This is a genomic window from Escherichia sp. TW09308, assembly GCF_000208565.1.
In the GTDB taxonomy this organism is placed as follows: Bacteria; Pseudomonadota; Gammaproteobacteria; order Enterobacterales; family Enterobacteriaceae; genus Escherichia; species Escherichia marmotae.
Map to the genome: position 1 here is coordinate 4,296,331 of NZ_AEME01000001.1, position 18,698 is coordinate 4,315,028.

Genomic DNA, 18,698 nt, shown 5'->3' on the forward strand with positions numbered 1-18,698 from the left:
CTTCCGGTTATCTATTGACCGGTAGGAGAATGAAGACCTCCAGAACAAACAGTTAGTCGATGAAATTAGTTTCACCTATATTCTTCCTTTAACGCCTCCTCTTTCGCAAATTACACTATCACTTTTTGATCGCGGTTTGGTTAAATAATTGAAAACGTCAGACGCATAAAATGCGTTGAAAACTGAGAATTAATACAGACAGGATTCTGATCAGGCAAGTGAAAAGGAAGGGAGCAAGCAAAGTTGCTCCCTTAAACAATTAATACTCGAGGATGCCACGCGCGACGGGCAAATAGCGCAGAGAGAAATAGAGTGCGTCTTTGCCACAGGCGGAATGTTTTGCTAGTAGCGAGGCGATCTCCGCATTCGGTTTTGGTTTAGCTGCAAACGTTTTACCTTTGCCCGCGACAAACAACTCATAAACAATGCCGCTGGCGGGTGAGGCAGTTTGGCAATCTGCGCTGGCTTGCAGATAACGGTCACGCTGTTCGGCGGTGAGTTTATCAACGCCGCCGCCATCCTGTACCCAGACATTAACGCCTGTCGCTCTAACTTGTTCCAGCAGTTGCCGATAGCCATCGGGCGACATATTGCCAGCGAAAAAGCTACTGATATAAACCGGTTTTGCTGAAACATTGCTAATCAGTCGCTGCGTATTGTTTAACCATTTTAGTAAAGGTTGTCGGGCGGCTTCACTGCGCCAGTTCAGATCGTCAATTTCCGCACTGATGTACCAGCCATCCGGCGTTACGCCAGGCGTGGCACGCCATAATCTGGCTTGCTGGAGATCGGCGGCCAGCAGGCGATTAAGGTAGCTTTCCAGCGCTGCAGATGACTGCTTCTGATGCAGAAAAAATTCCGGATCGGCGTTCAGACCAACAATCAGCTTCAGACCAGCCTGTTGCGCTGCCGCGGCACGCTTAAACAATAACGCGCGCTGTTCTGGCTGGGTGAATGCATCGCCATAACGAGTCCATTGCAGAATCAGGGTGTCGAAGCCCTGGAGACGCAACTGACTCATCAGTCCCTGCCACTGGGCGTCGGTGACCTGACTGTCACGGTTTTGCGGTTGCCAGATAATACCTTTCATTGCAAAGGAAAAAGGGCTGACCAGGAGCAGTGTCAGCAATACGAAAATGAACTTACGCATTTACCAGTGCACTCCAATGGTGAGAAACGCGTTGTTGCGCTCCCCGCTACGTTGATTAATCACCTTAAAGGTATGCTGATATTCGACGCCGAGACTGACTTTGTGCGGCCAGGCATCGTAATGCGTCTCGCCGGTCCAGATATTCCAGCGCACGCCGACGCCACCAAGCTGTGCGCCCTGAGTGCCTTTATCACGATAGCCGTTATCCTGTACGTGAGCGTAAGGTTCGATTGTCTGCCCGTTCGCGACTTTCTGATGCCAGCTCACACGGTAATCAGCCGTCCACGCCTGAATATCCTGGCGGACATATTGCGCCGCATCGAGATACAGGTTTTGGGCAAACCAGCCTGAACCGTTCGGGTGCCACTCATCGCTGTATTTACCGCCGTTAAAGAACGAGGCGCTGGCACGCAGCATGGTGTCGGAGGTGCCATTTTGCCCATTCAGCGGGAACTGCTGTTCAACGGCAAGGAAAAAGATCTGATCGCGCAGCGGCTTCCAGCGCAGGCCGGTGCCGGACATCGGATTTTTCACCGGCATCACCACACCGTTTTCTCCGGTATCGGCAAACACACGGCTGTAAACCGAAAGCAGGTCGCCTTCCAGCAGTATATTGCGCCCGATGCGGTATTCGGCTTCCAGTTGTCCGTAGCTACGATAGCTTTTACCTGGCGCAGCGCCACCGACGTTATTGCTAGCTGAACTCATCGCGCCGGAACGCAAGCCAATGGAGGAATCGAAACTGAACGTCCAGCGGCGACCAACGTCCTCATGCAGACGACGGAAATTGAAGCGTTGCTGATTTTGTTCCGGTGTCAGCGGTGTAATCAGCGCCTGGTTATCAATGTCATCAATCACCAGCCGGGCGTAGTGTTGCGTCGCAGGCATATCATCCAGACGCTGATTCACGTAAGCCAGTTGTCTGATGAGTGCCGGATCGTCCGGTAGCCCTTTATGCGCCTGTTCCAGCATCTCCCGCGACTGCGCGATATCGCCGCTATCCCACAAGGCGTAACCGAGCGCCGCCTGGGTATTGCTGTTATTCGGTTCCAGTTCCAGAGCGGCGCGCAAATCGCTCACTGCCGCTGAGACATTATGACGTTGCCGATAAATCGTCGCCCGCGCAACGTAAGCGTTAGCTGAAGGCGCAATGTTAATTGATCGAGTGAGATCGTTCAGTGCAAGTTCTGGCTGAGCAGGAATATAACGTTGTGCATGTAGCCACCAATACTGAGCATTGTTGCCCAGCCCGCGTTGTTCTGCCTGCTGAAGCCAGCGATCGCGAGCCGTGCCATTTCCAGCCGCCTGGGCGGTATTGGCGGCAGCGAGCAGATCTTCCTTGCTCATGTCGTGAAGACTGATTTTCTGCCAGGCCGCCAGTGCGGTGGCGTAGTCTTCAACCTGATACGCCTGATAGGCCACCGCGCGATGTTGCCACGCGTTCGGTTGCCGTTTTTCTGCCTGAAGCCATGCATACAACGCCACACCAGGTAGCGTCTCCCGATAACACTTCGCCAGACGGTTCCAGGCGGCTGCATCGTAAGTCGGTGACATATCGCCCAGTAAACGGACGATTGCCGGGCAATTGTCAGCAATACCCGGCAACTGGCTTTGCCACTGGCGTTGCGCCGCCAGCGGCAACGGTTTCGATAAAATCGCCACTTTCGCTGGCGTTGCCAGGTAAGGATGACTTTCCAACAGAGACGCCAGCCGCGTCATTAACGTATGGCTGGCGCTTGCATCGCCCTGGAAAGGGTAGCGTTGCAGTAACAAATCGGCAGCTTCACGTGACTGTCCGTTCTGCATCAGTTGCCAGGTCAGTTGATCCAAGCGCGTAAGATTTGCTGGTTCTCGCTGATACAGCAACCGCGCCAGACGTAGTGCTTCAACTCTGTTGTGGGTTGCCACACTGACGGCATAACGCTCTTCAAGCATTTCATTGGCGGGGAGGGTGGCGAGCAGTTTTTGCGCCGCGTCGTACTGACCCTCTTTTAACAGCTCCGGAAGCGTTGCGCCAATAACGTACTGGCGGTTATCGGCAAACTGTACCGTGTAATTCGCCAACGCTTGCACCGGAGTGTCACTGTATTTTGATAACAGATAGAGCCAGCTTTTCTCTTGTAAGTCCGTAGTGAACAGAGGTTTGTTTTCAGCGAGATAACGCTGGAGGCGTGCTTTTTCGCCACGATAAGCCAGTGCGGTCGCGTAAGTAATATACGACTGTGGATCGGTGAAGATCCCCACTGATTGCAGCGCCAGGATCCGATCATCCAGATGCCCGGCAAGAAGCACGTCAAACCACTGACGGCGCTCTGCTGCGCTTAATGTATTCTGCTGGCGTGCTTCATTGTATAGCGTATCCGCCTGGGACCATTGTTTCAGGTAGATTGCGCGTTGCAGCAGATCGGTACGTAACGTTTTTCCTTCCGGCGATGCGGCAAACGTCGCATCGTTCAGTTGCGCTTTGGCAACAGATAACTGTGCCAGCCGCAGCGCATTCTGCCCAACTTCACTGCGGCAACGCAGAGTCGGCGTAGCATCGCACGCTTTTTGCTGTGCCAACAGCTCCTCGACGGTATTCACTGTTTTGACTTCCACAGGAATTGCCGCAAGGCTACGTTGAAGCCGGGCATCGCCGGGAGTTCGTTTAAGCTGATCCTCAAGCAATAGCCGCGCGCGGTCATCATGACCAAAATGGCGATAGGCTTCTGCCAGATATAAAGTCAGCGGAATATTATCCGGCACCTGCTGATGAATATATTCAAATTCACGGATGGCGGTTGCTTCGTCGTTATTTTTCTGTGCTTTCAGCGCCTTATCGAGGCGGGGATAAATAACAAAATGGCGATAGTCGCTAAGCCCCAGCTCTTTGGCGCTGGTGCCAATATTGTCTGCGAGTGCGCCAGTACTCAATAAAGACGTCAGCAGTAAACCAGACCATCCGATGATGCGATTAAGGTTATTTTCCTTCATTTTCGGACTCCAGTTGCGCAACCTGTTCTGTGGTTAAACCTGCTTTGAGTAATAGAGATTGCATCGAAACTTGTAATTCGCGTTGAATTGTCAGTACGCGATCCAGCGTTTCCTGGCTGATGACACCTTCAGTAACCAAAAATTTGCCGAGCGGCAGAGAGCTGCGTTCATGACGCAGTAGCAGCACATTAATCGCTGAACGATTAATATGGCCGAGTGTGGTCAGTATTTCGGCAAACAGGAACTGATGCGGCACATATTGCTGCCAAATATCGCTGGCCTGTTGTTCCGTGAGCCACTGATGCTGAACCGCATTGTACAACATTGCCCGCGGATCGTGACCGCGGCGGCGTGCATACCAGTGGCGTAATCCGGTGACAATTTGCCCGCGCAGAACAATGACGTAGCGCACTTTACGTCCAACCTTGCGCGTCAGTGCCGCCAGTGACACCGGATCAATGCCGTCTTCACTACCGACAATTAACTCATCATTTTCCAGACGCAGCGGCAGCACCGCATAATGCAGTGCTACGGAAGCCGGCATTTCGGCAATCAGCGAGGAAGGGATCTGCCAGGCATCGATCGATTCCCACGCCACACCGTTTTGCTCCGCCAGTGCCTGCGCCAGTTGCTCTGCGCTGATCAACCCTTGCATCAGCATCGAACCGCCGAGACGCAGACCTTCGACGCGATTACGCAGTGCTGTATCGAGTTGTTCTTCGGTGATGACCTGATTTTCCAACAAAATTTGACCTAACGGGCGCAACGAACGGGTATCGCCAGTCACGCTGGGGAAATCGTGCGTCGTTTTATCCCATGCTACGCGACGCGGATCGCCATGTTGAAGCACCTGTTTCAACGCGCGCCAGTTAGCCATAAAGTTAATCAGGTTGCCCCAGAATAGCCGCAGGACGGATAGCAGGCCCTGCGTCAGGCCGTAGTAACCGGTGACAAAAATCACCCGCTGCACAATACGGTTAACCATCAAGCCAAAGTTTAGCCATAGCAGGGTCATTAACCATGCGCTGCCGCTGAAAATAGAAAGAAAATGCCAGGCATCAGGCCATAAACTTTCATACGCCAGTAACAGCAAAAGTTGGATCATCACCAGCATCGCGAGGAAACTAACAAAGTTGCTGATTGCCCCTTTGCGGTCACGCCAGAGAAAGTAGTTGAGTGTCAGGCTGGAAGTCCATTTATGGGTTTTAAATCCCTGGAAAACAATGCCGATGATCCAGCGAGACTTTTGCCGCACTGCGGTGGAAAAGGTATCGGGGAAATATTCGCGCACGCAGATCATGTTTGACGTCCGCGCGTGCTGTAAAAATTTACGCTGCTCGCGTTCTTTAGCTTCGTCCACCACCGGAAAACGGACAAAAATCTCCGTCATTCCTTTCTCTTTCAGGCGGAAACCAATGTCGTAATCTTCGGTGAGACTTTGCACGTCAAAAGCAATGCCGTCACCGTCAGCCAACAGCGCGGTCACGGCGCGGCGGCTGAAACAGGTGCCAACACCTGCGCTGGGCACCTGTCCGGCGAGGGCTTCACGCACCGGAACATCTTTGCCATGCAGTTCGGAAAACTCATCGATATAGGTCATGCTGGTGAAGTGCGTCCATTCGCGTTCGAACGGATACACCGGGATCTGAATCAGATCCTTACGCTCGACAAGGTAGTTGAACAGACGCAGTTCCATTGGCGAAATCACATCTTCGGCGTCATGCAGAATAAAACCCGCAAAGGCGAAATTGGCGCTTCGCTCAAACTGGGTGATGGCGTCCAGCACATTGTTCAGACAATCTGCTTTGCTGGTGGGGCCAGGACGTGCGCAGACCACCTTATGCACGTTCGGGAAGCGAGCACACACTTCGTCAACATCACGCTGAGTATCGGGGTCGTTCGGGTAAGTGCCGACAAAGATATGATAGTTTTCATAGTCGAGCGTGGTTGCCGCCAGCTCGGCCATATTGCCGATGACGCCAGTTTCATTCCACGCCGGAACCATAATCGCTAACGGTTTTTCATCTGGTTTGTACAGTTCGCGGTAACTCATTCGTGGGTAGCGCCGATAAACACTCAACTTGCGCTTAATGCGACGAACCCAGTAGACGACATCAATGAAAAAATCGTCCAGTCCGCTGATGAACATTATGACCGCTAACGTTATCGCGATTACTTTTAAGCCATAAAGCCAGGTAGCAAAAACATCAAGAAGCCAGTCCACGCCAAAACCTTACATTAACGCTGCTTATGTTTAGGGTGGCGTATATTAAGGTTTTTTATGAATTGTGACAGCTTTTTACCATTAATAGGTATGACTATTGCGGCACGTTATTTTTACACTGGTGATAAAAGTTGCTGTTTGCTGAATGATTAAGCGGGTAATGAGATCACAAACCTTGTCCCACGCGCATCTGACGTTACCGCAACCGTGCCTTTATGCGCGACAACAATCGATTTCACAATCGCCAGGCCAATGCCGCTACCTTCACCTTTTCGTTGGCGGGAGGGGTCAACGCGGTAGAAGCGGTCGAACAATCGCGGTAAGTGTTCGGGCGGAATGGGCGTACCGGGGTTTTCGACGGTAACCTGTACCTGGCGATCGGTAGTCTGGCAACGCACTACAATTGCCTCTCCGGGCGGCGTATAACGCAGGGCGTTAGAAAGCAGGTTGCTTAACGCCCGACGCAACATCAGCGGATCGCCCGCGACCTGACACTTGTCGCCAACAAATCGCAGTTCCACGCCGCGATCTTCCGCTAACGCCTCGAAAAAATCGAAAACTTTGCTGACTTCATCTGCCAGGTTGAGCATTTTCTTTTCCGGGATTAGCTGGTTGTTATCGGCCTGGGCGAGAAACAGCATATCGCTGACCATTTTCGCCATTCGCGTCAACTCTTCCAGATTAGAGTAGAGCACATCTTCCAGTTCCTTCTGGCTGCGCGACTGGCTCAGGGCAATTTCCGTTTGCGTCACCAGATTCGTAATTGGCGTGCGAATTTCGTGGGCGATATCTGCCGAGAAGTTGGACTGGCGGGTAAAGACATCTTCAATACGTTCAATCATATGATTAAACGACAGCACCAGTTGCTCCAGCTCAATCGGCACGGTCTGCGGGTCCAGGCGAACGTCGAGATCTTTCGAAGTGATATTCTGGATCTGGCGGCTGACGCTGCGGATCGGCGCGTGACCTTTATGTACCGCCAGCAGCACGATAAAGACGATCAGGATGCTGATGATCGATGCAGTCATTACAAGTTTATTCATCAAATCATTTATGTAATGAAGATGAAAATCGATCGACAGCGCAATGTAGAGCGTATAAGCCGGTTTGCCGTCCACCAGCGGGCCAACCGACAAGTTAATCATCCGCCAGTTGCTGTGTTCCCTATGCCCGTGACCGTGGCCTGGCATCATAATCGTCGGGCCGGAGAGGAGATACACCTCACCACCACGTGCGTCTTTATCGGGTATGGCATCGCGTGCAAACTCGCGGATATCCGGCGCGCCTGGGGAGTGATATACCGTTTTACCGTGGCTATCTGCCAGGGAAATCAAGACGTTGGAATAACCACTGACGATATCTTCCAGCGTCATTAAGCGTCGGGCTTGTGTCTCGTCAGGGTGATTAAGTACCCGTTCAAGGGTGGTGCTAATCTCTTTTAAATCATTAATATCCTGCTCAGCAAAATGGACTTTTACCGAGTGGATCATGATCCATGCAAAGGCGAAAAATGCCGCGATGGTGGCAAGGCTGATAAAAAAGGTCAGGCGGGTTGCCAGCGAAAACGGGCGCTGAAATGGCTTATTGGCCATCCGGCACCTCAAGCATGTAACCCACGCCACGCACGGTTTGAATCAGCTTTGGCTCAAAATCATTGTCGATTTTGCCGCGCAGTCGCTTCACCGCCACATCAATGGCGTTGGTGTCGCTGTCAAAATTCATGTCCCATACCTGTGAAGCGATAAGCGAGCGGGGCAGTACTTCGCCCTGATGACGGAGGAAAAACTCCAGCAGGGTAAATTCTTTACTGGTCAAAGTGATACGCGTGCCGCTACGGGTGACTTTGCGGCTGACAAGATCGACCATCAGGTCGGCAACCTGAAACTGGCTTTCGATAATCACCGCCGCTCCGCGCCGCAGTAAGGTGCGCACCCGCGCCAGCAGTTCAGCAAAAGCGAATGGCTTCACCAGATAATCATCCGCTCCCAGCTCCAGCCCCTTGACGCGATGTTCAATCGTACCCAGCGCGCTGAGCAGCAGAATCGGCATCCCTTTGTTGGCAGAACGCAACATGCGCACGATATCCCAGCCGTTCACGTCTGGCAGCATAATATCGAGGATTATCAGGTCGTAATCTCCAGTCATCGCCAGATGGTAGCCGTTAAGTCCGTTATCGGCCAAATCGACCACAAAACCGGCTTCGGTTAACCCTTTGGTCAGATATTCGCCGGTTTTCTTTTCATCTTCGACAATCAACAGTTTCATGTTTCCTCCGCATACTGCCCGGCCAATTCTAGAGGAGCGCGATCAGATGGCAATCGCTTATTGGCAAAATGACAATTTTGTCATTTTCCTGTCACCGGAAAATCAGAGCCTGGCGGGTAAAGTTGGCGGCATAAAATCACCAGAAATTATGCGCCTATGTCTCATTGTAAACTCCTGACACTTTGTGTGGCCCTCGCGCTAAGTGGTTGCTCACTGGCACCGGATTATCAGCGCCCGGCAATGCCCGTGCCGCAGCAGTTTTCGTTAAGTCAGAACAGCCTGATCAACCCGGTCGATAATTACCAGAGTGCGGGCTGGCGCACCTTTTTTGTTGATAATCAGGTGAAGACGCTGATTAGCGAGGCGCTGGCGAATAACCGGGATTTGCGTATGGCGGCGCTAAAAGTGCAGGAGGCGCGGGCGCAATATCGACTGACCGATGCCGATCGCTACCCGCAACTCAACGGCGAGGGTAGCGGCAACTGGAGCGGTAATCTTAAAGGCAATACCGCCACGACACGGGAGTTCTCGACTGGCCTTAACACCAGTTTTGACCTCGATTTTTTCGGTCGCTTAAAGAACATGAGCGAAGCCGAGCGACAAAATTATTTAGCTACTGAGGAAGCCCGGCGCGCGGTGCATATTCTGCTGGTTTCGAATGTCGCGCAAAGCTATTACAACCAGCAACTGGCTTATGCGCAATTGCAAATAGCCGAAGAAACGCTGCGTAATTATCAACAGTCATATGCGTTTGTCGAAAAACAACTGTTAACCGGTAGCAGCAATGTTCTGGCGCTGGAACAGGCTCGTGGGGTGATTGAAAGTACCCGTAGCGATATTGCTAAACGTCAGGGGGAACTGGCGCAGGCGAATAATGCGTTGCAACTGTTATTGGGACGCTACGGCAAGCTGCCGCAAGCGCAGGCAGCAAACAGCGACAGCTTGCAAAGCGTTAAATTACCGGCGGGTTTGTCATCGCAAATCTTATTGCAACGCCCGGATATTATGGAAGCCGAACATGCATTAATGGCGGCCAATGCCAATATTGGTGCTGCACGCGCGGCATTTTTTCCGTCTATAAGCCTGACCAGCGGAATATCAACCGCCAGCAGCGATCTGTCGTCATTATTTAACGCCAGCAGCGGGATGTGGAATTTTATCCCCAAAATTGAGATCCCCATTTTTAATGCCGGACGTAACCAGGCCAATCTGGATATCGCTGAAATTCGCCAGCAGCAGTCGGTGGTGAATTATGAACAGAAAATCCAGAACGCCTTTAAAGAAGTGGCCGATGCGCTGGCGTTACGCCAAAGCCTGAATGATCAAATCAGCGCTCAGCAGCGTTATCTGGCGTCGTTGCAAATTACCCTGCAACGGGCGCGGACGTTATATCAGCACGGCGCGGTAAGTTATCTGGAAGTGCTGGATGCCGAACGTTCTTTATTTGCTACCCGACAAACCTTACTCGACCTGAATTATGCCCGTCAGGTTAACGAAGTTTCCTTATATACCGCTCTGGGTGGCGGTTGGCAGCAATAATTTTTTAACTCCAGGAGATATAAAATGAAAAAGACACTGCAAGTCGCAATGTTCAGTCTGTTTACCGTTATTGGCTTTAATGCGCAGGCTAACGAACATCATCATGAAACTATGAGCGAAGCACAACCGCAGGTAATTAGCGCCACCGGTGTGGTAAAAGGTGTTGATCTGGAAAGCAAAAAAATCACCATCCATCACGATCCGATTGCTGCCGTGAACTGGCCGGAGATGACCATGCGTTTTACCATCACCCCGCAGACGAAAATGAGCGAAATTAAAACCGGTGACAAAGTGGCGTTTAATTTTGTCCAGCAGGGCAACCTTTCTTTATTACAGGATATTAAAATCAGCCAGTAACCCAGGTTTAATGAAATGAAAAAAATCGCGCTTATTATCGGCAGCATGATCGCGGGCGGTATTATTTCCGCGGCAGGTTTTACCTGGTTTTCCCAGGCGGAACAGCCAGCAGAAAAAACACCAACCGCAGAACGTAAAATTTTATTCTGGTATGACCCGATGTATCCCAATACGCGGTTCGATAAACCGGGTAAATCACCGTTTATGGATATGGATCTGGTGCCGAAATATGCCGATGAAGAGAATTCTGCGTCTGGTGTGCGTATTGACCCGACCCAGACGCAGAATCTGGGGGTGAAAACGGCCACCGTCACGCGCGGGTCGTTGACGTTTGCCCAGAGTTTCCCGGCAAACGTCAGTTACAACGAGTATCAGTTTGCTATTGTGCAGGCCCGCGCCGCCGGGTTTATCGACAAGGTTTATCCGCTTACCGTGGGCGATAAAGTGAAAAAGGGCGTGCCGCTTCTCGAGCTGACTATTCCCGACTGGGTGGAAGCGCAGAGTGAGTATTTACTGCTACGTGAAACCGGCGGTACGGCGACCCAGATCGAAGGCATTCTTGAGCGGCTGCGACTGGCGGGAATGCCGGAGGCCGATATTCGCCGCTTGATCGCCACGCAAAAAATCCAGACTCGCTTTACGCTCAAAGCGCCCATTGATGGCGTGATCACCGCGTTTGATCTGCGCGCGGGAATGAATATCGCCAAAGATAACGTGGTAGCGAAAATTCAGGGTATGAACCCGGTGTGGGTCACTGCCGCGATCCCGGAGTCCATCGCCTGGCTGGTGAAAGATGCCTCGCAGTTTACGCTCACCGTTCCGGCGCGACCCGATAAAACGCTCACCATTCGCAAATGGACGCTGCTACCCGGCGTGGATGCCGCGACCCGCACGCTGCAACTGCGTCTGGAAGTCGACAACGCCGAAGAGGCGCTAAAACCGGGAATGAACGCCTGGTTGCAACTCAATACCGCCAGCGAACCGATGCTGCTGATTCCGTCACAGGCGCTGATCGACACCGGCAGCGAACAGCGGGTGATTACCGTTGATGCCGACGGGCGTTTTGTTCCGAAACGCGTTTCCGTTTTCCAGGCATCACAAGGTATCACCGCGCTACGCTCTGGTCTGGCGGAAGGTGAAAAGGTGGTTTCCAGCGGGCTGTTTCTGATTGATTCCGAAGCCAATATTTCTGGTGCGCTGGAGCGGATGCGCTCTGAAAGCGCTACCCATGCGCATTGAGGGAATAACCAATGATTGAATGGATTATTCGTCGCTCGGTGGCGAACCGTTTTCTGGTGCTGATGGGTGCATTGTTTCTGAGTATCTGGGGCACCTGGACCATTATTAACACGCCAGTGGATGCACTGCCGGATCTCTCCGATGTGCAGGTGATTATTAAAACCAGTTACCCCGGTCAGGCACCACAAATCGTTGAAAATCAGGTCACTTATCCGCTAACCACTACCATGCTGTCGGTGCCGGGCGCGAAGACAGTGCGCGGTTTCTCGCAGTTTGGCGACTCTTATGTGTATGTCATTTTCGAAGATGGCACCGATCCGTACTGGGCGCGCTCGCGGGTGCTGGAGTACCTCAACCAGGTGCAGGGTAAGCTGCCTGCGGGTGTCAGTGCCGAGTTGGGGCCAGATGCCACGGGCGTTGGCTGGATTTATGAATACGCGCTGGTGGATCGCAGCGGGAAGCACGATCTGGCTGATTTACGCTCATTGCAGGACTGGTTTCTTAAATATGAGCTAAAAACCATCCCCAATGTTGCGGAAGTGGCATCGGTGGGCGGTGTGGTAAAAGAGTATCAGGTAGTTATCGATCCTCAGCGCCTGGCGCAATATGGCATCAGTCTCGCAGAAGTGAAAAGTGCGCTGGATGCCTCAAACCAGGAAGCAGGCGGTTCGTCGATTGAACTGGCGGAAGCAGAGTATATGGTACGTGCCAGTGGCTATCTGCAAACGCTCGACGACTTTAATCACATCGTTTTAAAAGCCAGTGAAAATGGTGTTCCCGTTTATCTGCGTGATGTAGCGAAGGTTCAGGTTGGGCCGGAAATGCGCCGGGGTATTGCGGAGCTGAACGGCGAAGGCGAAGTGGCGGGTGGGGTCGTTATCCTGCGCTCCGGCAAAAACGCCCGTGAAGTTATTGCCGCCGTGAAGGACAAACTGGAAGCGCTGAAAAGCAGCCTGCCGGAAGGCGTGGAGATAGTTACAACATACGATCGCAGCCAGCTTATTGACCGCGCCATCGACAATCTCAGCGGCAAGCTGCTGGAAGAGTTTATTGTGGTGGCGGTAGTCTGTGCGCTGTTCCTCTGGCATGTGCGCTCGGCGCTGGTGGCGATTATTTCGTTGCCGCTGGGGTTGTGTATTGCTTTTATTGTCATGCACTTTCAGGGGCTGAACGCCAATATTATGTCGCTGGGCGGTATTGCGATTGCCGTCGGGGCGATGGTCGATGCTGCTATCGTCATGATCGAGAATGCCCATAAACGGTTGGAAGAGTGGCAGCATCAGCATCCTGACGCCCCGCTGGATAATAAAACACGCTGGCAGGTGATCACCGATGCTTCTGTTGAAGTAGGGCCAGCGCTGTTTATCAGTTTGCTGATTATTACGTTGTCGTTTATCCCGATCTTCACCCTTGAAGGACAGGAAGGGCGTTTGTTTGGTCCACTGGCGTTCACTAAAACCTATGCGATGGCGGGGGCTGCGCTGCTGGCGATCGTGGTGATCCCGATCCTGATGGGTTACTGGATCCGTGGCAAAATTCCGCCAGAAAGTAGTAATCCGCTCAACCGCTTTTTGATTCGGATTTACCATCCGCTGTTGCTGAAAGTATTGCACTGGCCAAAAACCACACTGCTGGTGGCGGCGCTTTCGGTGCTGACGGTAATCTGGCCGCTCAATAAAGTTGGCGGCGAATTTTTACCGCAGATCAATGAAGGGGACTTGCTGTATATGCCTTCGACGCTACCGGGGATTTCCGCGGCGGAAGCGGCGAGTATGCTGCAAAAAACTGACAAGCTGATCATGAGCGTGCCGGAAGTGGCGCGGGTATTTGGCAAGACCGGGAAAGCGGAAACGGCAACTGATTCTGCTCCGCTGGAGATGGTAGAAACGACCATTCAACTTAAGCCGCAGGATCAGTGGCGGCCAGGTATGACGATGGACAAAATCATCGAAGAGCTGGATAACACAGTGCGGCTGCCGGGGCTGGCAAATCTGTGGGTGCCGCCAATCCGTAACCGTATCGATATGCTCTCGACCGGTATTAAAAGTCCCATCGGGATTAAGGTTTCCGGCAACGTGCTGGCGGATATCGACGCGATGGCGGAACAAATCGAAGAAGTGGCGCGAACGGTGCCTGGCGTGGCTTCTGCGCTTGCCGAACGCCTGGAAGGTGGGCGCTATATCAACGTTGAGATTAACCGCGAAAAAGCCGCGCGTTACGGTATGACGGTGGCGGATGTGCAGTTGTTTGTGACATCCGCAGTGGGCGGAGCGATGGTTGGCGAAACGGTGGAAGGGATTGCTCGTTACCCGATTAATCTGCGTTATCCACAAAGCTGGCGCGACAGCCCGCAGGCGCTGCGACAGCTACCGATTCTGACGCCGATGAAACAGCAAATCACCCTTGCTGACGTTGCTGACGTCAAAGTCTCTGGCGGACCGTCAATGCTGAAAACCGAGAATGCGCGACCGACGAGCTGGATTTATATCGACGCTCGCGACCGTGACATGGTGTCGGTGGTTCACGATCTGCAAAAAGCGATTGCCGAGAAAGTGCAGTTGAAACCGGGCACTAGTGTGGCGTTCTCCGGGCAGTTCGAGTTACTGGAGCGCGCGAACCATAAGCTGAAACTCATGGTGCCGATGACGTTGATGATCATTTTCGTGCTGTTATATCTGGCGTTCCGTCGCGTAGGCGAAGCGTTGTTGATTATCAGTAGTGTACCGTTTGCGCTGGTGGGCGGTATCTGGTTCCTGTGGTGGATGGGCTTTCATCTTTCCGTGGCAACGGGCACCGGTTTTATCGCTCTCGCCGGAGTCGCTGCCGAGTTTGGTGTGGTGATGTTGATGTATTTACGTCACGCCATAGAGGCAGAGCCGTCGCTGGATAATCCGCAAACCTTTAGTGAACAGAAGCTGGATGAGGCGTTGTATCACGGCGCGGTACTGCGCGTGCGCCCAAAAGCGATGACGGTGGCGGTGATTATCGCTGGTCTGCTGCCGATTCTGTGGGGAACAGGGGCGGGTTCCGAAGTGATGAGTCGCATCGCTGCGCCGATGATTGGCGGTATGATCACCGCACCGTTGCTGTCGCTGTTTATTATCCCGGCGGCGTATAAGTTGATGTGGCTGCACCGTCATCGGGTTTAGGCAAAATTGCCTGATGCGCTATGCCTTATCAGGCCTACAGCGTGAATTATAATTTATTGAATTTGCACGTTTCTGTAGGCCAAATAAGGCGTTAACACCTTATTTGGCAATAACAGAGTACTTTTTGTCGGCAATTTGCATAAGAAAAGGATACCCGGTTTAACTGTGTGGATTGTGTCTTGCGACGACCAGCACTAAATGTTAAAAGATGCCCCTCATTAAAAAAGACACACAGGGGAAAGGCGTGAAAAACGCGTCAACCGTATCGGAAGATACCGCGTCGAATCAAGAGCCGACGCTTCATCGGGGATTACATAACCGTCATATTCAACTGATTGCGCTGGGCGGTGCAATTGGTACTGGTCTGTTTCTTGGCATTGGCCCGGCGATTCAGATGGCGGGGCCGGCCGTGTTGCTGGGCTACGGCGTCGCCGGGATCATCGCTTTCCTGATTATGCGCCAGCTTGGCGAGATGGTGGTTGAGGAGCCGGTTTCCGGTTCGTTTGCCCACTTTGCTTATAAATACTGGGGACCGTTTGCAGGCTTCCTTTCCGGCTGGAACTATTGGGTAATGTTCGTGCTGGTGGGAATGGCAGAGCTGACCGCTGCGGGCATCTATATGCAGTACTGGTTCCCGGATGTTCCTACGTGGGTCTGGGCCGCCGCCTTCTTTATTATCATCAACGCCGTTAACCTGGTGAACGTGCGCTTGTATGGCGAAACCGAGTTCTGGTTTGCGCTGATTAAAGTGCTGGCGATTATCGGCATGATCGGTTTTGGTCTGTGGCTGCTGTTTTCTGGTCACGGCGGCGAGAAAGCCAGTATCGATAACCTCTGGCGCTTTGGTGGTTTCTTTGCCACTGGCTGGAACGGGCTGATTTTGTCGCTGGCGGTGATCATGTTCTCCTTCGGCGGCCTGGAGCTGATTGGGATCACTGCCGCTGAAGCGCGCGATCCGGAAAAAAGCATCCCGAAGGCGGTAAATCAGGTGGTTTATCGTATCTTGCTGTTTTATATCGGTTCGCTGGTGGTATTACTGGCGCTCTACCCGTGGGTGGAAGTGAAATCTAACAGTAGCCCGTTTGTGATGATTTTCCATAACCTCGACAGCAACGTGGTGGCTTCTGCGCTGAACTTCGTCATTCTGGTGGCATCGCTGTCAGTGTATAACAGCGGGGTTTACTCTAACAGCCGGATGCTGTTTGGCCTTTCCGTCCAGGGTAACGCACCGAAGTTCCTTACCCGTGTTAGCCGTCGCGGCGTGCCGATCAACTCGCTGATGCTTTCCGGGGCGATCACCTCACTGGTGGTGTTGATCAACTATCTGTTGCCGCAAAAAGCGTTTGGTTTGCTGATGGCACTGGTGGTGGCAACCTTGCTGTTGAACTGGATTATGATCTGCCTGGCGCATCTGCGTTTTCGTGCAGCGATGCGACGTCAGGGGCGTGAAACACAGTTTAAGGCGCTGCTCTATCCGTTTGGCAACTATCTTTGCATTGCCTTCCTCGGCATGATTTTGCTGTTGATGTGCACGATGGATGATATGCGCTTGTCGGCAATTTTGCTGCCGGTGTGGATTGTGTTCCTGTTTGTGGCGTTTAAAACACTGCGCCGGAAAGCGAAATAATAGTGTAGGTCGGATAAGGCGTTCACGCCGCATCCGACAAAATGATGTCAACAATTTGAAGCCGCTCTCATCCATTCGATGAGAGCGGTTTTTTAATTACTGCTTAAATGCTTCTGCCAGGGAGCGAATATCATTGCTGGTTGGTGACTGATGAAGTCGCAGACCAAACTCTTCGACGATGGCAAATATGTGGTCGAATATATCAGCCTGAATGCTTTCATATTCCAGCCACACCACAGTATTAGTAAACGCATAGATCTCAAGCGGTAAACCATTATCGCCGGGAGCTAACTGGCGCACCATTAAGGTCATATCTTTACGAATCCGCGGATGATTGCGTAGATATTCGTTCAGATAGGCGCGAAACGTTCCAATATTGGTCATTCGGCGCAGGTTTAATACTGACTCCGTAGAACCTTGCTGGCGATTCCACTCGTTAATTTCCTGATGGCGGCTGGTTAAATAGGGTTTCAACAAATGCGCTTTATTCAGCCGCTGCATTTCGGTTTCATCAAGAAAACGAATACTGGTGACATCAATGCTGATACTGCGTTTAATACGTCGACCGCCAGAGGCTGACATCCCGCTCCAGTTTTTAAAGGAGTCGGATACTAACGACCAGGTGGGAATAGTGGTAATGGTATTATCCCAGTTACGCACTTTGACGGTAGTTAAGCCGATATCGATCACTGAGCCATCCGCGCCGTATTTTGGCATCTCCAGCCAGTCGCCCAGTTTCAACATATCGTTCGCGGAAAGCTGAATCCCTGCAACCAGACCAAGAATCGGATCTTTAAACACCAACATCAGTACGGCAGCCATCGCGCCAAGACCACTGATCAGAATTGCCGGTGACTGACCAATCAGCAGTGAGATCATTAATATGCCGACCAGAATCGCGCCGATCAGTTTGATCCCCTGAAATATCCCTTTTAACGGCAACTGTTTTGCCGCCGGGAATTTCTGAGCCAGATTTAAAATAACATCCAGCAGGGAGAAGACTGAAAGCAGCGCATACATCATGATCCACAACTGCGCACAGGTGGTCAGGATATCAGCCGCTTCGGTGCCTTTTTGCAGCCAGAATACCGCCTGAATATTGACGATAATCCCCTGCAGGGTAAAAGCTAAACGGTGGAAGAGTTTATTCTGGGTAATGATTTGCAACCACAGCCGTGAGCTGGCGATGGCGCGTTTTTCGAAGGTACGCAGTACCACCCAGTGCAAAATAATATGCACTATTACGGCGGTCAGAAAAATAATACCGAAAATCATCACCATTGAAGTGGTGTGATCGATCTCAATACCCGCTAAATCTTCAACCTGGGATATTAAATCCTGCATAACGTCTCCTTTATACAACAGCGGCCTATGATGACGGGTGAAAGGGGGTTATGCAAATAAGTAAAATCTGAGGATAAATAGCCGGGCGGATGCCCGGCAAGGGAGAATTACACTTCGGTTAAAGTGATACTTTGTGGCAGACGAGATTTCGGCAGGGTAGCGTTAAAATCTTCGACGCTATGATGACCCACCGGAACGATCACCAGACTGGTGTAGCCTTTCTCTTTCAGACCAAATTCTTCATCGAGGATCGCGGCGTCAAAACCTTCGATTGGCACCGCGTCCAGACCCAGTGCCGCAACGCCCAGCAGGAAATTACCGACGTTGAGATATACCTGTTTTGCCATCCACTCTGCATCATCTTGCAGATCTTTACGGTGCATATCCGCGAAGAATTTGCGGCCTTTATCGTTCGCGGCTTTCGCTTCCGGCGTGGCAAAGCGGCCATCAGCCTCTTCCTGGTCAACAACCAGCTTCAGCCAGGCATCGTCCATTGCGGTTTTCGCGCAGAACACAACGACGTGCGAGGCATCAAGTATTTTACGTTCGTTGAACACGTAATTATCGGCAGCGGATTTGGCGACACGCGCTTTGCCTTCTTCAGTGCTGGCAACGATAAAATGCCACGGCTGGGAGTTGGTGCTGGAAGGGCTGTATTGCAGCAGGGTTTTGATCTGCTCCGCCTGTTCTGGGGTAAGTTTTTTGTTGGCATCGAATGCCTTAGTGGAATGACGCTTTAAGGCGACAGAAATAATATCCATAAAGACTCCTTGTGAAAGACATTTGTGTGCCAGCAGATTACAAGGATCGAAGTAAAATGGTAAGCGAGAA

Annotated in this window: 12 protein-coding genes; 5 read left to right on the forward strand and 7 right to left on the reverse strand. The window is 52.0% G+C overall.

The features are described from left to right. Positions 1-259 precede the first annotated feature (259 nt). The 5 genes from ESM_RS0120810 to cusR form a co-directional block, all read right to left on the reverse strand. Positions 260-1,150 carry a DUF4434 family protein gene (locus tag ESM_RS0120810; RefSeq protein WP_001224552.1) on the reverse strand — a complete coding sequence of 297 codons (891 nt, stop codon included), beginning with the start codon at positions 1,148-1,150 and terminating at the stop codon, positions 260-262. Further along, positions 1,151-4,123, reverse strand: coding sequence for a bacteriophage adsorption protein NfrA (gene nfrA / locus ESM_RS0120815; protein WP_010380663.1), 2,973 nt, complete (start codon positions 4,121-4,123; stop codon positions 1,151-1,153). Next, positions 4,110-6,347, reverse strand: coding sequence for a cyclic di-3',5'-guanylate-activated glycosyltransferase NfrB (gene nfrB, locus ESM_RS0120820; protein ID WP_000383933.1), 2,238 nt, complete (start codon positions 6,345-6,347; stop codon positions 4,110-4,112). Before nfrB ends, nfrA begins: the two co-directional genes overlap by 14 nt. 149 nt (positions 6,348-6,496) lie before the next feature. Then, positions 6,497-7,939 carry a Cu(+)/Ag(+) sensor histidine kinase CusS gene (gene cusS, locus ESM_RS0120825; protein WP_001284605.1) on the reverse strand — a complete coding sequence of 481 codons (1,443 nt, stop codon included), beginning with the start codon at positions 7,937-7,939 and terminating at the stop codon, positions 6,497-6,499. Next, positions 7,929-8,612: a copper response regulator transcription factor CusR gene (gene cusR / locus ESM_RS0120830; RefSeq protein WP_000770938.1), complete on the reverse strand. Its 684-nt coding sequence runs from the start codon at positions 8,610-8,612 to the stop codon at positions 7,929-7,931. The genes cusS and cusR overlap by 11 nt, the downstream gene beginning before the upstream one ends. Before the next feature lie 156 nt (positions 8,613-8,768). On the opposite strand from cusR, the gene cusC reads away from it, so the two are divergent. From cusC to pheP, 5 genes are all read left to right on the forward strand, one after another. After that, positions 8,769-10,151, forward strand: a complete 1,383-nt coding sequence (gene cusC, locus ESM_RS0120840) for a Cu(+)/Ag(+) efflux RND transporter outer membrane channel CusC (RefSeq protein ID WP_000017580.1) — start codon at positions 8,769-8,771, stop codon at positions 10,149-10,151. A gap of 24 nt (positions 10,152-10,175) precedes the next feature. Beyond that, positions 10,176-10,508 carry a Cu(+)/Ag(+) efflux RND transporter periplasmic metallochaperone CusF gene (gene cusF / locus ESM_RS0120845; protein ID WP_000753225.1) on the forward strand — a complete coding sequence of 111 codons (333 nt, stop codon included), beginning with the start codon at positions 10,176-10,178 and terminating at the stop codon, positions 10,506-10,508. A gap of 15 nt (positions 10,509-10,523) precedes the next feature. After that, a complete protein-coding gene (cusB, locus tag ESM_RS0120850; RefSeq protein ID WP_000717152.1) occupies positions 10,524-11,747 on the forward strand; it encodes a Cu(+)/Ag(+) efflux RND transporter periplasmic adaptor subunit CusB in 1,224 nt (407 codons plus the stop codon). Positions 11,748-11,758: 11 nt separating this feature from the next. Continuing rightward, positions 11,759-14,896, forward strand: coding sequence for a Cu(+)/Ag(+) efflux RND transporter permease subunit CusA (cusA, locus tag ESM_RS0120855; protein WP_000574009.1), 3,138 nt, complete (start codon positions 11,759-11,761; stop codon positions 14,894-14,896). A 244-nt stretch (positions 14,897-15,140) separates the two neighbouring features. Next, on the forward strand, positions 15,141-16,523 hold the full coding sequence (gene pheP / locus ESM_RS0120860; protein WP_000786335.1) for a phenylalanine transporter: 1,383 nt from the start codon (positions 15,141-15,143) through the stop codon (positions 16,521-16,523). Positions 16,524-16,619: 96 nt separating this feature from the next. Here the strand turns inward: pheP and ybdG are convergent, their stop codons facing one another. Together ybdG and nfsB are read right to left on the reverse strand one after the other, a co-directional pair. Next, positions 16,620-17,867: a mechanosensitive ion channel YbdG gene (gene ybdG, locus ESM_RS0120865; RefSeq protein ID WP_001153127.1), complete on the reverse strand. Its 1,248-nt coding sequence runs from the start codon at positions 17,865-17,867 to the stop codon at positions 16,620-16,622. A gap of 107 nt (positions 17,868-17,974) precedes the next feature. Beyond that, positions 17,975-18,628 carry an oxygen-insensitive NAD(P)H nitroreductase gene (gene nfsB, locus ESM_RS0120870; protein WP_000351441.1) on the reverse strand — a complete coding sequence of 218 codons (654 nt, stop codon included), beginning with the start codon at positions 18,626-18,628 and terminating at the stop codon, positions 17,975-17,977. Between the last annotated feature and the right edge of the window lie 70 nt (positions 18,629-18,698).

Coding starts and splice junctions, on each gene's coding strand:
- nfrA (WP_010380663.1), bottom strand. CDS start 4,123: ATGAAGGAAAATAACCTTAATCGCATCATCGGATGGTCTGGTTTACTG.
- cusC (WP_000017580.1), top strand. CDS start 8,769: ATGTCTCATTGTAAACTCCTGACACTTTGTGTGGCCCTCGCGCTAAGT.
- cusF (WP_000753225.1), top strand. CDS start 10,176: ATGAAAAAGACACTGCAAGTCGCAATGTTCAGTCTGTTTACCGTTATT.
- ybdG (WP_001153127.1), bottom strand. CDS start 17,867: ATGCAGGATTTAATATCCCAGGTTGAAGATTTAGCGGGTATTGAGATC.
- cusS (WP_001284605.1), bottom strand. CDS start 7,939: ATGGCCAATAAGCCATTTCAGCGCCCGTTTTCGCTGGCAACCCGCCTG.
- ESM_RS0120810 (WP_001224552.1), bottom strand. CDS start 1,150: ATGCGTAAGTTCATTTTCGTATTGCTGACACTGCTCCTGGTCAGCCCT.
- cusA (WP_000574009.1), top strand. CDS start 11,759: ATGATTGAATGGATTATTCGTCGCTCGGTGGCGAACCGTTTTCTGGTG.
- cusB (WP_000717152.1), top strand. CDS start 10,524: ATGAAAAAAATCGCGCTTATTATCGGCAGCATGATCGCGGGCGGTATT.
- cusR (WP_000770938.1), bottom strand. CDS start 8,612: ATGAAACTGTTGATTGTCGAAGATGAAAAGAAAACCGGCGAATATCTG.
- nfsB (WP_000351441.1), bottom strand. CDS start 18,628: ATGGATATTATTTCTGTCGCCTTAAAGCGTCATTCCACTAAGGCATTC.